Below are 14,346 nucleotides of genomic sequence, written 5' to 3'. Positions count from 1 at the left end.
ATGACCGAAGCAACCGAGGCGGCACGGGCAGGCACGGCTCCCGCGGCCAGTGACCAGTATGTCCAGTCGCTGGCGCGGGGCCTGGCCGTCATCCGGTGCTTCGACTCCGAGCACCCGCTGATGACCCTGTCCGAGGTGGCGGCCCGGACCGGCCTCACCCGGGCCACGGCACGCCGTTTCCTGCATACCCTGGTGGAGCTCGACTACGTCCGCACCGACGGCAAGACCTTCGCGCTGACCGCCAAGGTGCTCCAGCTCGGCTACGCCTACCTCTCCGGCCTGTCGCTGCCGCAAATCGCGCTGCCGCACCTGGAGGAGCTCTCGCGCAAACTGGGGGAGTCGACGTCGGCCGCGGTCCTGGACGGCACGGACATCACCTATGTCGCCCGGGTGGCGACCCGGCGGATCATGACTGTGGGAATCACCGTGGGCACCAGGTTTCCGGCCTACGCCACCTCGATGGGCCGGGTCCTGCTGGCCGGGCTCCCGCCCGCCCGGCTGCACGAATACCTGGCGGCGGCCGAGCTCCGGCCGCTGACCCCGCGGGCGATCGGGACCCGCGAGGAACTGCTCGCGGAGCTGGACAAGGTCAGGGCGCAGGGCTGGTGCCTGCTGGACCAGGAACTGGAGCTGGGTCTGACCTCCGTGGCAGCCCCCATCCACGACGGACCGGGCAAGGTCGTGGCCGCCATCAATGTCTCCCTGCAGGCCCAGGCCGTGACGGCGCAGCAGGATCCGGCGGCTTACCTGGATTCGGTCCGGGAAGCGGCCATGGCCGCCGCGGACCTTATTTCCGCGGACCTCTCGGCCGGACGCTAGGGGAAGACTTTCCCGGGGTTGAGGATTCCTTTGGGGTCGAAGACGGCCTTGAGCTGGCGCTGGAGGTCGAGCTGGTCCGCGCCCAGTTCGTCGCCGAGCCACTGCCGCTTGAGCAGGCCGATGCCGTGTTCGCCGGAGAGCGTGCCACCCACTTCGAGGGCGTAGCTGAACAGCTCGCCGGCGGCCTTCCAGATGTTCTCCGGTACCGTCTGGCCCTGGTAGACGAAGGTCGGGTGCAGGTTGCCGTCACCGGCATGGCAGGCGGTGGGGATCATGATGCCGTACCGGTCTTCGAGTTCCAGGACCTTGCGGAAAACATCGCTGACCCGGTCCCGCGGCACCGCGACGTCCTCCACCAGCATCGTTCCCAGCGATTCCAGTGCCGGGAACGCCTGCCGGCGGATGCCCACCAGCCTGGCGGACTCCTCGGGATCCGTGGTGGTCCGGGCGGTACCGCCGGCCGCCGTGATGATCTCCTCCGCCGCGCCGGCGTCGGCCAGGGCCGCCGGACCGTCGCACTGGACGAGGAGGAACGAATTGCCCTCCGCGAGCATGTCCTGCCCGGTGAAGCTGCTGACGCATTCGAGCGTCCGGCGGTCCATCAGTTCCATGATCGCCGGCACCAGCCCGGCAGCGGTGATCCGGGCGGCTGCGTCCGCGGCCTGCGCCACGCCGGGGAAGAACGCCCCGACGGTGGCCAGCTGCCCGGTGACCACCGGCTGCAGCTTCAGCGTGCATTCGACGATGATGCCGAGGGTGCCCTCGGAGCCGATCATCAGCGCGCACAGGTCGTAACCGGTGACGCCCTTGACCGTGCGGTGTCCCACCGAGATCAGGCGCCCGTCGGCGAGGACCACCTTGAGCGCGAGTACCGCCTCGCGGGTGACCCCGTACTTGGCACACAGCAGGCCGCCGGCGTTCATGGCTATATTTCCGCCGACCGTCGATATGTCCTTGCTGGCCGGGTCCGGCGGCCACCACAGCCCGTGCCGGGCCAGTTCCGCGTTCAGCGCGCCGTTCAGGATCCCCGGCTGGACCACCGCCAGCCGGTTGGCCACCGAGACTTCCAGGATCCCGCGCATCGAGCCCAGGCACAGCACAATCTCGCCGCTGCCGGCGATCCCTCCGCCCGCCAGGCCGGACCCGGCGCCGCGGGACACCACCGGTGTGCCGGTGGCGTACGCGATCCGGCACACGGCCTGGACGTCCTCGATGCTTTCGGCGTGCACCGCTGCCACGGGCGTCCCGCCCGACAGGTGGCCGGAACGGTCCCGCCGGTACTGGTCCAGCTCCTCGGCGTCGGTGGTCACCTTGCCGGGGAGCGCGGCGCGGAGCCGGGCCGCAATGTCCATCTCATTTTCCTTTGCTGCCGACGCCGAAGGGCGGGACGGCACCGCCTGTCCCGCCCTCCGGATGAATCATGGGATCAGACCCGGGCGCTCTCGGCGCCGGTATGGGCCGCTGCGGTGCGCTTGTCGAAAATGGTGGCTCCCACTTCCTGCTCGGCCTGGTTGTTGATGCTCAGGTTGATGCCCTGGCGGTCCCGGATCATCAGCACGGCGGCGGCGGAGATCACCGCGACGATCAGCAGGTAAACAGAGACCGAGGTCGTGGTCCCGGTCGCCTGCACCAGGGCGGCGGCGATGGTCGGGGCGAAGGCCCCGCCCAGGATGGAGCCCAGCGCGTACGAAATCGCGACGCCGGAGAACCGGATGGAGGCCGGGAACAGCTCGCTGTAGAGCGCGGCCTGCGGCCCGTACGTCAGGCCGAGTCCCACCGTCAGCAGGAGCAGGCCCGCGGTGAGCGCCCAGATGTTGCCGGTGTTCACCAGCCAGAAGAGCGGGAAGACCGCCGCGATCAGGAAGCCGTAGCCCACCAGGTAGGTCTTCTTGCGTCCAATCCGGTCTGCCAGGAAACCGGCCACCAGTGTGAAGACCAGCCAGGACACGGCGGACGCGGTCACGGCCAGCAGCACTTCAGTGCGGTCCATGGCGAGGCCCTTGGGATTGGTCGAGTAGTTGAGGATATAGCCGCCGGTGGTCATGTAGCCGGCAGCGTTGTTGCCCGCGAAAACCAGGGCGGCAAGGATCACCAGCAACCAGTGCTTCTTGAACAGCTCCACGATCGGAACCCGGGTCTGCTGCTTCTTCTGCACAATCTCCTCGAAGACCGGGCTTTCCTCCACGCTGCGGCGGACGATGAAGCCGACGATGATCAGGACGAAGCTGAGCAGGAACGGAATGCGCCAGCCCCACTCGGCAAAGGCCGCGCCGGGCGAGACGACACCCGACATCAGAGCCAGGATGCCGGAGGCCAGGATCATGCCCAGCGGGACACCGAGCTGCGGGAACGAGCCAAAGAGCCCCCGCTTGCCATTCGGAGCGTGCTCGACAGCCATCAGTACCGCGCCGCCCCATTCGCCGCCGGCGGAAACGCCCTGCAGGATCCGCAGCGTCAGCAGGAGGATCGGCGCGATCACGCCGGCGGTTTCGTAGGTGGGCAGTACGCCGATCAGCGTGGTCGCCGTGCCCATCAGGACAAGGGTAAGCACCAGCATCGCACGGCGGCCCAGCCGGTCACCGAAGTGCCCCGCGAGGAATGCGCCCAGCGGCCGGAACAGGAAGCTCAGGCCGACCGAGGCGAAGGCCAGCAGGATGCCGATGTCGTTCCCGGCCGGCTCGAAGAAAAGCTTGGCGAAGACCAGGCCCGCCGCATTGGCGTAGATGAAGAAGTCGTACCACTCGATGGTGGTGCCGATGATGGTAGCGAACGCTACCCGCCGATTCTCCTGCGCCGTACTGCGCTGCGGATGCGACAGAGTGCTCATACTGATCCTTCTTTTTCGGGCCGGGCACATCGAGGTGGCCGGGTGGGGCACACGAAAGGCAGGTCATACATGAAACCGTATATGATCGCCCCAGTCTAGCTGTGATGCAAGTCATGTCAAGCGGCATCCACGGCCCGTTACGGCCCGTCATGGCGCGGCGAGGGCTCGCCGGGAAGCCTGCGGGGGTGCCTGCGGCCAGGCCCGGCCGGCTCGAAGCGGCCGGTGACTTGACTCACGTTCCCGGGCCATGCATAATTTCGTATACGATTTCGTATGGGTTGAGGAGAAGCTTTGGAACAGGTCAATGACGCCATTCTGGCCGCGGCCCGCAAGGTCATCGCGGTGCACATCAACTACCCCAGCCGGGCATCACAGCGGGGCCGGACACCGGAGCAGCCCTCCTACTTCCTGAAGCCGTCCTCGTCACTGACTCTCGGCTCGTCGGCTGCCCCGTCGACGGTGGAGCGGCCCGCCGGCTGCGAACTGCTTGGCTACGAAGGCGAGATCGCCCTGATCATCGGCACGCCGGCCCGCCGGGTGTCCGTCGACGATGCCTGGAGCCACGTCGCCTGGGTCACGGCCAGCAACGACCTCGGCGTCTACGACCTGCGCTACGCGGACAAGGGCTCCAACCTCCGGTCCAAGGGCGGCGACGGTTTCACGCCGGTGGGTCCCGGGCTGATCGCTGCCGACGCCGTCGATCCGGCCGGGCTGCGGGTCCGCACCTGGCACAACGATGAACTGGTCCAGGATGACACCACCGCGGACCTGCTGTTCCCCTTCGCCCGCCTCGTCGCGGACCTGTCCCAGCTGCTCACCCTGGAAGCGGGGGACATCATCCTGACCGGCACGCCGGCGGGCGCCTCCGTCGCACAACCGGGCGACGTCGTCGAGGTTGAAGTCAGCAGCATCGGTGACGGCACGACGCCGGCCGCCGCCGCGGCGCTGAGCACGGGCCGGCTGGTCACCCGGGTGCAGGAAGGCACGACGCCGTTCGCGGCATTCGGCGCGCAGCCCCGCACCGACGACCTGCAGCGCGAGGAGGCGTACGGTTCCCGTGAGGCCGCCGGCCTTCCGGCGCAGGCCGCCGCCGGATCAGCGCTGTCCCCGGAGCTGAAGGCGAAGCTGGAAAGCGTGTGCACGGCGACCCTGTCCTCCCAGCTGCGCAAGCGCGGCCTGAACAACGTCAGCATCGACGGGCTCACGTCCACCCGTCCGGACCGCCGCATCGTGGGGCTGGCCAGGACGCTGCGCTACGTGCCCAACCGTGAGGACCTCTTCAAGACCCACGGCGGCGGTTTCAACGCCCAGAAGAAGGCCATCGACTCGGTCAACGAGGGTGAAATCCTCGTGATGGAGGCCCGCGGCGAGAAGGGCACCGGCACCATCGGCGACATCCTGGCCCTCCGGGCACAGGTCCGCGGCGCCGCAGCCGTTATCACCGACGGCGGCGTCCGCGACTTCTCGGCCGTGGCAGCCATGGACATGCCCACCTACTACGCCAACCCGCACCCCGCCGTTCTCGGCCGCCGCCACATCCCGTGGGACACGGACATCACCATCGCCTGCGGCGGCACCACCGTGCAGCCGGGGGACATCATCGTCGCCGACGCCGACGGCATCCTGGTGATCCCGCCGGCCCTCGCCGAAGAGATCGCGGACGATTCCATCGCCCAGGAGCGCGAAGAGACCTTCATCGCCGAGATGGTGACGCAGGGCCACAGCGTCGATGGCCTGTACCCGCTCAACGCAGCATGGCGGGAAAAGTACCTGGAATGGGCCCCTGCCGGACCGGACCAGTCCCATGACTGAGGCCGCCGCGGTGGCCGGCAGCAAGTCCGAGCGCGCCTATTCGGCGATCAAGGCGCATATCCTCGAGGGCGACTATTCCCCCGGCTACCGGCTGGTGCTTGCCAAGATCGGGGAGGAGCTGGGGGTCAGCGCCGTCCCGGTCCGGGAAGCCATCCGCCGGCTTGAGGCCGAAGGGCTGGTCACGTTCGAACGCAACGTCGGCGCGACCGTCGCCAGCATCGACCCGGTCCAGTACCTCTACACAATGCAGACGCTCAGCATCGTCGAAGGTGCCGCCACGGCCCTCTCGGCGCCGCTGATCAGCGCCGCCGACGTGGCCCGGGCCCGGGCCGTGAACGAACGGATGCGCGAGTGCCTGGAGCACTTCGATCCGGTCCGCTTCACCAGGCTGAACCAGGACTTCCACAGCGTCCTGTTCGAGCACTGCCCCAATCCCCACATCCTGGATCTGGTCCACCGGGGCTGGAACCGGCTCGGTTCCTTGCGGTCCTCCACCTTCCGCTTCGTCCCGGCCCGGGCCCACGAATCGGTGGAGGAGCACGAAGCGATCCTCCGGCTGATCGAAGCCGGCGCCGACGCGGACACGATCGAAAAGGCGGCACGCCGCCACCGCAGCGCCACCCTGGACGCCTACCTGGCCCAGGCCCCCTCGCTCCCTCATCCAACGCCCGCGTTGCACTAGTAGCAAAGGAAACACCAATGACGTCTACCTCCGAATCCACCCGGACGCACTACGTTTCGGCGGACCTTCCCAGCCACATCCAGCACTTCATCAACGGCGAATTCGTTGACTCCGTGGGCGGGAAGACCTTCGATGTCCTGGACCCGGTGTCCAACACCAACTACGCCACCGCCGCCGCGGGCCAGGCCGAGGACATCGACCGGGCCGTCGCCGCGGCCCGCGAGGCGTTCGTCAACGGCCCGTGGCCGAAGATGAAGCCGCGGGAACGCGCCCGCGTCCTGAACCGGATCGCCGACGCCGTCGAGGCCCAGGAGGCGCGCCTGGCCGAGCTCGAAACCTTCGACACCGGCCTGCCGATCACCCAGGCCAAAGGCCAGGCCCTCCGCGCAGCCGAGAACTTCCGCTTCTTCGCGGACCTGATCGTGGCCCAGTTCGACGACGCCATGAAGGTCCCCGGCTCGCAGATCAACTACGTGAACCGCAAACCGATCGGCGTCGCAGGGCTCATCACGCCCTGGAACACCCCGTTCATGCTGGAGTCCTGGAAGCTCGCCCCGGCGCTCGCCACCGGCAACACCGTGGTGCTGAAGCCGGCCGAGTTCACGCCGCTGTCCGCGTCGCTGTGGGCCACCATCTTCAAGGACGCCGGCCTGCCGGACGGCGTCTTCAACCTCGTCAACGGCCTCGGCGAGGAGGCCGGCGACGCGCTGGTCAAGCACCCGGACGTGCCGCTGATTTCCTTCACAGGCGAAACCACCACCGGCCAGACCATCTTCCGCAACGCCGCGGCCAACCTCAAGGGCCTGTCCATGGAGCTGGGCGGCAAGTCCCCGTGCGTCGTGTTCGCCGACGCCGACCTCGACGCCGCCATCGACTCCGCGCTCTTCGGCGTGTTCTCGCTCAACGGGGAACGCTGCACCGCCGGCTCCCGCATCCTGGTGGAGCGTGCCGTGTACGAGGAATTCTGCGACAAATACGCCGCCCGGGCCAAGAACATCGTCGTGGGCGACCCGCATGACCCCAAGACCGAGGTCGGCGCGCTGGTTCACCCCGAGCACTACGACAAGGTGGCCTCCTACGTGGAGATCGGCAAGTCCGAAGGCCGGCTGCTGGCCGGCGGGGGACGGCCCGAGCACCTGCCCGAAGGCAACTACATTGCCCCGACCGTGTTCGCCGACGTCGCCCCGGAAGCCCGGATCTTCCAGGAGGAAATCTTCGGACCGGTCGTCGCGATCACCCCGTTCGATTCCGACGAGGAGGCCCTGGCCCTGGCGAACAACACCAAGTACGGGCTCGCCGCGTACATCTGGACGCAGAACCTGACCCGCGCCCACAACTTCTCGCAGAACGTCGAGGCCGGCATGGTCTGGCTGAACAGCCACAACGTCCGAGATCTGCGCACCCCCTTCGGCGGCGTCAAGGCTTCCGGCCTTGGCCACGAGGGCGGTTACCGCTCCATCGACTTCTACACCGACCAGCAGGCCGTGCACATCACGCTCGGCACCGTGCACACCCCCAAATTCGGCGCCTAAACGCCCCCGCCCTTTCGACGAAGAGAGAACCCCGTGACCACTGAACTGTCCCAGCACAACGTCATCCCCAAGCCCTCCGTCCCCGCCCCCGACATCGTCCGTTGCGCGTACATGGAAATCGTCGTCACCGACCTCGCCAAGTCCCGCGAGTTCTACGTCGACCTGCTCGGCCTGCACGTGACCGAGGAGGACGAAAACAACATCTACCTGCGGTCCTTCGAAGAGTTCATCCACCACAACCTGGTCCTGCGCAAGGGCCCGATCGCCGCCGTCGCCGCCTTCGCCTACCGGGTGAAGTCCCCCGCCGAGGTCGACGCCGCCGAGGCGTACTACAAGGAACTGGGCTGCCGCACCGAGCGCCGCAAGGAAGGCTTCACCAAGGGCATCGGCGACGCGGTCCGGGTCGAGGACCCGCTCGGCTTCCCGTACGAATTCTTCTACGACGCCGAGCACGTGGAGCGCCTCACCCAGCGGTACGACCTCTACAGCGCCGGCGAACTGGTCCGCCTCGACCACTTCAACCAGGTCACCCCCGACGTCCCGCGCGGACGGAAGTACCTCGAGGACCTCGGCTTCCGGGTCTCCGAGGACATCAAGGACTCCGACGGCGTCACCTACGCGGCCTGGATGCACCGCAAGCAGACCGTGCACGACACCGCGCTCACCGGCGGCGACGGGCCCCGCATGCACCACGTCGCCTTCGCCACGCACGAAAAGCACAACATCATCCAGATCTGCGACAAGATGGGCGCCCTGCGGATCAGCGACCGGATCGAACGCGGCCCCGGCCGGCACGGCGTGTCCAACGCCTTCTACCTCTACATCCTGGACCCGGACGGCCACCGGATCGAGATCTACACCCAGGACTACTACACCGGCGACCCGGACAACCCCACCATCACCTGGGACGTCCACGACAACCAGCGCCGCGACTGGTGGGGCAACCCCGTCGTGCCCTCCTGGTACACCGAGGCATCCCTGGTCCTGGACCTCGACGGCAACCCCCAGCCGCTCGAGGTCCGCACCGAAAGCAGCGAGATGGCCGTCACCATCGGCGCCGACGGCTTCGCCTACACCCGCGAGCCCGGCGAGGAACGCGGCTTCAAGCTCGGCGCCCAGGTCTAGGCCATGCTGGACGCGAGGACGATCGAGGAGATCGCCGACGAACTGCTGGAAGCGGGCCGGACCCGGACGCCGGTGCCCCGCCTCACCGCACGCTATCCGGGCATGACGGTGGAGGACTCCTACGCCGTGCAGCAGCTGTGGCGCCGCCGCAACGAGGAAGCGGGCCGCAAACTGGTGGGCCGCAAAATCGGCCTGACCTCCCGGGCGATGCAGGCGGCCACCGGCATCACCGAACCGGACTACGGTGCCATCTTCGATGACATGGTGCTGGAAACGGGCTGTTCGGTGCCGTGGGACCGGTACACCCACCCGCGGGTGGAGGTGGAGCTGGCCTTTGTCCTCAAGCAGGACCTGGCCGGCCCCGGCTGCACGATCTTCGACGTGCTCAACGCGACCGACTACGTGGTTCCGGCCCTCGAAATCCTTGATTCGAGGATCGAGATGGAGGGACGGACCATCGTCGACACCATCGCGGACAACGCCGCGATGGGCGCCATGGTGGTGGGCGGGCGCCCGGTGAAACCCGACGCCGTCGACCTTCGCTGGGTCTCCGCCATCCTCTACAAGAACCAGACGGTCGAGGAAACCGGCGTCGCCGCCGGCGTCCTGGACCACCCGGCCGCCGGGGTGCACTGGCTCGCCAACAAGATCGCCGCCCACAACGACGGCATGAAGGCCGGCGACATCATCCTCGCCGGTTCCTTCACCCGCCCCATGTGGGTGCACAAGGGCGACACTGCCCACGCCGACTATGGACCCCTGGGAGTTGTCACATGCCACTTCGAGTAGAAAGAGACGCCCCCTTCCGGGACACCCTCGCGGCCGCCGGCCGTCCGCTCGCGGGCATGTGGGTCTGCTCCGGCAGCCCGCTGATCGCCGAACTGTGCGCCGGCGCCGGTCTGGACTGGCTCCTGATCGACGCCGAGCACAGCCCCAACGGCCTCGAATCCATCCTGGCCCAGCTGCAGGCGGTGCACGGATACCCGGTCCAGGTCCTGGTCCGGCCGCCGGTCAACGACACGGTACTGATCAAGCAATACCTGGACCTGGGGGTGCAGAACCTGCTGGTCCCCATGGTGAACTCCGCCGCCGAGGCTGAGGCCGCCGTGGCAGCCACCCGGTACCCGCCGCAGGGTGTCCGGGGGGTGGGCTCAGCCCTGGCCCGCGCGGCACGGTGGAACCGGGTCCCCGACTACCTGGCCCGCGCCGGTGAAACGGTCAGCGTCACGGTGCAGATCGAATCCGCCGCCGCGGTGGACGCGGTGGCGGACATCCTCGCGGTCGACGGCGTGGACGCCATCTTCATGGGTCCCTCCGACCTGGCGGCCTCGATGGGGCTGCTCGGCCAGCAGGAGCACCCGGAGGTGCGCGCCGCCGTCGGGCGCTGCATCACGGCGGCCACGGCGGCCGGCAAGCCGGCCGGAGTGAATGCCTTCACCGAAGGCACGGCCCGTGACTACCTGGCCGCCGGCGCCTCGTTTGTCCTGGTCGGTGCAGACGTCGCCCTGCTGGCCCGCGGCTCCGAAGCGCTGGCCGCGACCTACGTGCCGCAGGCCCCGGCGGCCGGGACCGCCACGGAACCCGCCAGCTACTGAACCTTCCGCTTGCAATCCAAAGGACTTATCCATGACAGTCTCAGCCGCCCCGGCTTCCGATCTTTCCCCCGGCATCACCCCTGCCACTGAGAAGGCGCTCCTCGCGTCCGTTCCCACCGGCCTGCTGATCAACGGACAGTGGCGTGACGCCTCCGACGGCGGCACGTTCGGCGTCCACGACCCCGCCACCGGGGAACTGCTTGCCACCCTCGCCTCGGCCACCAGCGAGGACGCCGTGGCGGCCCTCGACGCCGCGGACCGGGCCCAGGCGGCCTGGGCCCGGACCGCGCCGCGGGAACGCGCCGAAATCCTGCGCCGCGGCTTCGAGCTGGTCACCGAACGGGCCGAGGACTTTGCCCTGCTGATGACCCTGGAAATGGGCAAGCCCCTGGCGGAAGCCCGCGGGGAGGTCACCTACGGCGCCGAATTCCTGCGCTGGTTCTCGGAGGAGACGGTCCGTGACTACGGCCGCTATCTCACCACCCCCGAGGGCAAGAACAAGATCCTGGTCCAGCACAAGCCGGTCGGACCGTGCCTGCTCATCACGCCCTGGAACTTCCCGCTGGCCATGGCCACCCGCAAGGTCGCCCCGGCGATCGCCGCGGGCTGCACCATGGTCCTCAAACCGGCCAAGCTCACCCCGCTGACCGCCCAGCTCTTCGCGCAGACCATGCTGGAGGCCGGGCTGCCCGCCGGTGTCCTGAACGTCGTGGCCTCATCCAGTGCGGCGCGGATCTCCGGGCCGCTGCTGTCCGATCCGCGGCTGCGCAAGATCTCCTTCACCGGGTCCACCGCGGTCGGCAAGCGGCTGATGGCCGACGCCGCGCAGAATGTGCTGCGGACCTCGATGGAGCTCGGCGGCAACGCACCGTTTATCGTCTTCGAGGACGCGGACCTGGACAAGGCGGTGGAGGGTGCCATGGCCGCCAAGATGCGGAACATGGGGGAGGCCTGCACCGCGGCGAACCGCTTCCTGGTCCAGGAGTCCGTCGCCGCGGAGTTCACCGCGAAGTTCGCGGCAGCCATGGCGGCCCTCACCGTCGGCCGCGGCACCGAGCCGGACACCACGGTGGGCCCGCTGATCGACGCCGGCGCCCGCGACGACGTGCACGCCCTGGTGAGCGCGGCCCTCGACGCCGGCGCCACGGCCGTCACCGGCGGCGCCCCGCTCACGGGAGCCGGCTACTTCTACCCGCCCACCGTCCTGGCAGACGTCCCCAACGACGCCGCCATCCTGGGCCAGGAGATCTTCGGCCCGGTGGCGCCGGTGACCTCCTTCGGCACCGAAGCCGACGCCATCCGGCTCGCCAACGCCAGCGAGTACGGCCTGGCCTCGTACGTCTACAGCCGGGACTTCAACCGGCTGCTGCGGGTGGCCGAACAGATTGAGTTCGGCATGGTGGGCTTCAACGCCGGCGTCATTTCCAACGCCGCGGCGCCCTTCGGCGGGGTCAAGCACTCCGGCCTCGGACGGGAAGGAGGCTCCGAAGGCATCGCGGAATACACCACCACCCAGTACATCGGCATCGCCGACCCCTGGGCAGACCAGGCCAGCTAAAACGCCCCTCGAACCAGCAGCGCGCTGCGTTCTACTATTCGAATACCCAACTCGGCAAAGTGCCGCACCAAGAAGTGAGGAAAGCCCGTGCAGTTCCACCATCACGGTTACGTATCCGGGGACCCGCGAATCCAGCCCGCCGCCGGCGTCGGCATCGACCGGCCCGAACAGCTTCCTGACGAAGTCGACGTCCTCATCGTGGGCACCGGCCCGGCCGGCGTCGTCACCGCGGCGCAGCTGTCCCAGTTTCCCGGGGTGACGACCCGGATCGTTGAACGACGCGGCGGCCGGCTCGCCATCGGCCAGGCCGACGGCATCCAGGCCCGCAGCGTCGAAACCTTCCAGGCGTTCGGCTTCGCCGAGCGGATCATCGCCGAGGCCTACCGGATCACCGAGATGGCCTTCTGGAAACCGGACCCGGCCGATCCCTCCCGGATTGTCCGCGCCGCCCGCACCCTGGACGACCCGGCCGGCATCAGCGAGTTCCCGCACCTGATCGTCAACCAGGCCCGGGTGCTGGACTATTTCACCGAGGTCATGGCCTACGCCCCGACCCGCATGAAGCCGGACTACGGCTATGAGTTCCGCGGCCTGCAGGTCGGTGACGGCGAGTACCCCGTCACCGTCACCCTCGCCCACACCACCGGTCCCGAGGAGGGCCGGGAGCGTGTTATCCGGGCCAAGTACGTCGTGGGTGCGGACGGCGCGCGCAGCAAGGTCCGCGAGTCGATCGGCTGCACGCTGGCCGGCGACCAGGCCAACCACGCCTGGGGCGTCATGGACGTGCTCGCGAACACCGACTTCCCCGATATCCGGACCAAGTGCGCGATCACCTCGGGCAGCGGCGGCAGCATCCTCCTGATTCCGCGTGAAGGCGGCCACCTCTTCCGGATGTACGTCGACCTCGGGGTGGTCCCCGAAGGCAATGCCGGCGCCGTGCGCAGCACCAGCATCGAGCAGATCATCGCCAAGGCCAACGACATCATCCGCCCCTACTCGCTGGACGTGCGCAACGTCGCCTGGCACAGCGTGTACGAGGTCGGGCACCGCCTCACCGACCGTTTCGACGACGTTCTCCCGGACCAGCTCGGCTCCCGCACCCCGCGGGTGTTCATCACCGGCGACGCCTGCCACACGCACAGCGCGAAGGCCGGCCAGGGCATGAACGTCTCCATGCAGGACGGCTTCAACCTGGGCTGGAAGCTCGGACATGTCCTGGAGGGCCGCAGCCCGGAGAGCCTGCTGTCCACCTACTCGGCCGAGCGCCAGGTCGTCGCGAAAAACCTCATCGACTTCGACAAGGAGTGGTCCACGCTGATGGCCAAGAAGCCGGAGGAATTTGCCAACCCGTCCGAGCTGGAGGATTTTTACGTCAGCACCGCCGAGTTCCCGGCCGGTTTCATGACCCAGTACGCCCCGTCCATGCTGATCGGGGAGGCGACGCACCAGGACCTGGCCACCGGGTTCCCGATCGGCAAACGTTTCAAGTCCGCGCCGGCGGTCCGCGTCTGCGACACCAACCCGCTCCAGCTGGGCCACCAGGCCAAGGCCGACGGGCGCTGGCGGATCTACGTGTTCGCGGACCCGGCACCGGCCGGCGCCCCTTCCCCGACCACGGACCTGGCGGACTGGCTCGCCAACGCGCCGGACTCACCGCTGGCGGCGACCCCCGAGGGCGCAGACCGGGACGCCTGGTTCGACGTCAAGGTCATCTACCAGCAGGACCACACGGGCATCGACATCGGCGCCGTGCCGGCGGTATTCAAACCCGCCGTCGGACCGTTCCAGCTCACCTACCTGGAGAAGGTGTACGGCACGGTTCCGACCGCCGACATCTTTGAACTGCGCGGCCTGGACCGCGGCGGCGTGGTGGTGGTGGTCCGGCCGGATCAGTACGTGGCCAACGTCCTGCCGTTGACCGCCACGGCGGAGCTGGGCGCCTTCTTCGCGGCCCTCCGGCCCGCGGCGGACCAGCCGGCGGCGTAACGGAGACGGCCCTCCCGGTGCCGGCAGCAACCTGCCGGCCCTGGAGGGCCTCGCCCCGTGACCGGCCCGCTGCGCTGCGGGCCGCCGGGTACAGCGCTGCGGTTTGACTTTCCGGTCAGGCTACCCAGTAAACGACCGCGCAAAGAGCCAGAACCGCCAAGATCGCGAGAAGAACCTTGCCAGTTTTCCTCATCCCCCATCTCCGATCTATCGAGCATTATCGCCCGAACAGACACGAAATAGCGATGACACTATCCTGAGCCGCCTGTTGGAGCCGCCTGTGCCGATAGGAAATGATTGCCGATGACATCAGTTGAGAATAAATTCATTCGGTGCCATGCTCACGGAGCCATCGGCGCTGCTGCCGTGAGAGTACGCAGATGATCCACATGAATGCGCAGCCCAACAAC

Annotated in this window: 11 protein-coding genes; 9 read left to right on the top strand and 2 right to left on the bottom strand. The window is 68.4% G+C overall.

The genetic code is table 11. The annotated features are described in order from the left end of the window. A complete protein-coding gene (locus AC3ANP_RS04785; RefSeq protein ID WP_488332198.1) occupies positions 1 to 819 on the top strand; it encodes an IclR family transcriptional regulator domain-containing protein in 819 nt (272 codons plus the stop codon). Here AC3ANP_RS04785 and AC3ANP_RS04780 read toward each other — a convergent pair. After that, positions 816 to 2,171, bottom strand: coding sequence for an FAD-binding oxidoreductase (locus AC3ANP_RS04780; protein WP_488332197.1), 1,356 nt, complete (start codon positions 2,169 to 2,171; stop codon positions 816 to 818). The genes AC3ANP_RS04785 and AC3ANP_RS04780 overlap by 4 nt on opposite strands. A gap of 74 nt (positions 2,172 to 2,245) precedes the next feature. After that, on the bottom strand, positions 2,246 to 3,646 hold the full coding sequence (locus AC3ANP_RS04775) for an MFS transporter (RefSeq protein WP_488332196.1): 1,401 nt from the start codon (positions 3,644 to 3,646) through the stop codon (positions 2,246 to 2,248). Positions 3,647 to 3,937: 291 nt separating this feature from the next. Between AC3ANP_RS04775 and AC3ANP_RS04770 the strand changes: the two genes are divergently transcribed. The 8 genes from AC3ANP_RS04770 (at position 3,938) to AC3ANP_RS04735 (ending at position 13,936) form a co-directional block, all read left to right on the top strand. Further along, on the top strand, positions 3,938 to 5,458 hold the full coding sequence (locus AC3ANP_RS04770) for a fumarylacetoacetate hydrolase family protein (RefSeq protein ID WP_488332195.1): 1,521 nt from the start codon (positions 3,938 to 3,940) through the stop codon (positions 5,456 to 5,458). After that, the gene (locus tag AC3ANP_RS04765; RefSeq protein ID WP_488332194.1) at positions 5,451 to 6,140 is read left to right on the top strand and encodes a GntR family transcriptional regulator; all 690 of its coding nucleotides are present in this window, start codon (positions 5,451 to 5,453) and stop codon (positions 6,138 to 6,140) included. The genes AC3ANP_RS04770 and AC3ANP_RS04765 overlap by 8 nt, the downstream gene beginning before the upstream one ends. Positions 6,141 to 6,157: 17 nt before the next feature. Beyond that, positions 6,158 to 7,672, top strand: a complete 1,515-nt coding sequence (gene hpaE, locus AC3ANP_RS04760; RefSeq protein WP_488332193.1) for a 5-carboxymethyl-2-hydroxymuconate semialdehyde dehydrogenase — start codon at positions 6,158 to 6,160, stop codon at positions 7,670 to 7,672. A 111-nt stretch (positions 7,673 to 7,783) separates the two neighbouring features. After that, the gene (hpaD, locus tag AC3ANP_RS04755; RefSeq protein ID WP_488332975.1) at positions 7,784 to 8,797 is read left to right on the top strand and encodes a 3,4-dihydroxyphenylacetate 2,3-dioxygenase; all 1,014 of its coding nucleotides are present in this window, start codon (positions 7,784 to 7,786) and stop codon (positions 8,795 to 8,797) included. Between the two features lie 3 nt (positions 8,798 to 8,800). Next, entirely contained in the window at positions 8,801 to 9,586 is a 786-nt protein-coding gene (gene hpaH, locus AC3ANP_RS04750) for a 2-oxo-hept-4-ene-1,7-dioate hydratase (RefSeq protein WP_488332192.1), read from the top strand. Next, positions 9,571 to 10,392 (top strand): HpcH/HpaI aldolase family protein, encoded by an 822-nt coding sequence (locus tag AC3ANP_RS04745; protein WP_488332191.1) that lies wholly within the window; start codon positions 9,571 to 9,573, stop codon positions 10,390 to 10,392. Before hpaH ends, AC3ANP_RS04745 begins: the two co-directional genes overlap by 16 nt. Before the next feature lie 31 nt (positions 10,393 to 10,423). After that, positions 10,424 to 11,950 (top strand): NAD-dependent succinate-semialdehyde dehydrogenase, encoded by a 1,527-nt coding sequence (locus tag AC3ANP_RS04740; protein WP_488332190.1) that lies wholly within the window; start codon positions 10,424 to 10,426, stop codon positions 11,948 to 11,950. A gap of 87 nt (positions 11,951 to 12,037) precedes the next feature. Continuing rightward, complete coding sequence (locus tag AC3ANP_RS04735; RefSeq protein ID WP_488332189.1) at positions 12,038 to 13,936, top strand: FAD-binding monooxygenase; 1,899 nt, start codon at positions 12,038 to 12,040, stop codon at positions 13,934 to 13,936. Positions 13,937 to 14,346: the final 410 nt, after the last annotated feature.

The sequence above is a fragment of the Arthrobacter sp. JB02-1C genome (assembly GCF_057748045.1).
Note: the sequence above shows the minus strand (reverse complement) of the source record. Positions and strands in the feature narration are given on the sequence as shown.

What these genes read in the sequence shown, in the direction of transcription:
- AC3ANP_RS04785 (WP_488332198.1), top strand. Translation starts at nt 1, where the DNA reads ATGACCGAAGCAACCGAGGCGGCACGGGCAGGCACGGCTCCCGCGGCC.
- AC3ANP_RS04780 (WP_488332197.1), bottom strand. Translation starts at nt 2,171, where the DNA reads ATGGACATTGCGGCCCGGCTCCGCGCCGCGCTCCCCGGCAAGGTGACC.
- AC3ANP_RS04775 (WP_488332196.1), bottom strand. Translation starts at nt 3,646, where the DNA reads ATGAGCACTCTGTCGCATCCGCAGCGCAGTACGGCGCAGGAGAATCGG.
- AC3ANP_RS04765 (WP_488332194.1), top strand. Translation starts at nt 5,451, where the DNA reads ATGACTGAGGCCGCCGCGGTGGCCGGCAGCAAGTCCGAGCGCGCCTAT.
- hpaE (WP_488332193.1), top strand. Translation starts at nt 6,158, where the DNA reads ATGACGTCTACCTCCGAATCCACCCGGACGCACTACGTTTCGGCGGAC.
- hpaD (WP_488332975.1), top strand. Translation starts at nt 7,784, where the DNA reads ATGGAAATCGTCGTCACCGACCTCGCCAAGTCCCGCGAGTTCTACGTC.
- hpaH (WP_488332192.1), top strand. Translation starts at nt 8,801, where the DNA reads ATGCTGGACGCGAGGACGATCGAGGAGATCGCCGACGAACTGCTGGAA.
- AC3ANP_RS04745 (WP_488332191.1), top strand. Translation starts at nt 9,571, where the DNA reads ATGCCACTTCGAGTAGAAAGAGACGCCCCCTTCCGGGACACCCTCGCG.
- AC3ANP_RS04740 (WP_488332190.1), top strand. Translation starts at nt 10,424, where the DNA reads ATGACAGTCTCAGCCGCCCCGGCTTCCGATCTTTCCCCCGGCATCACC.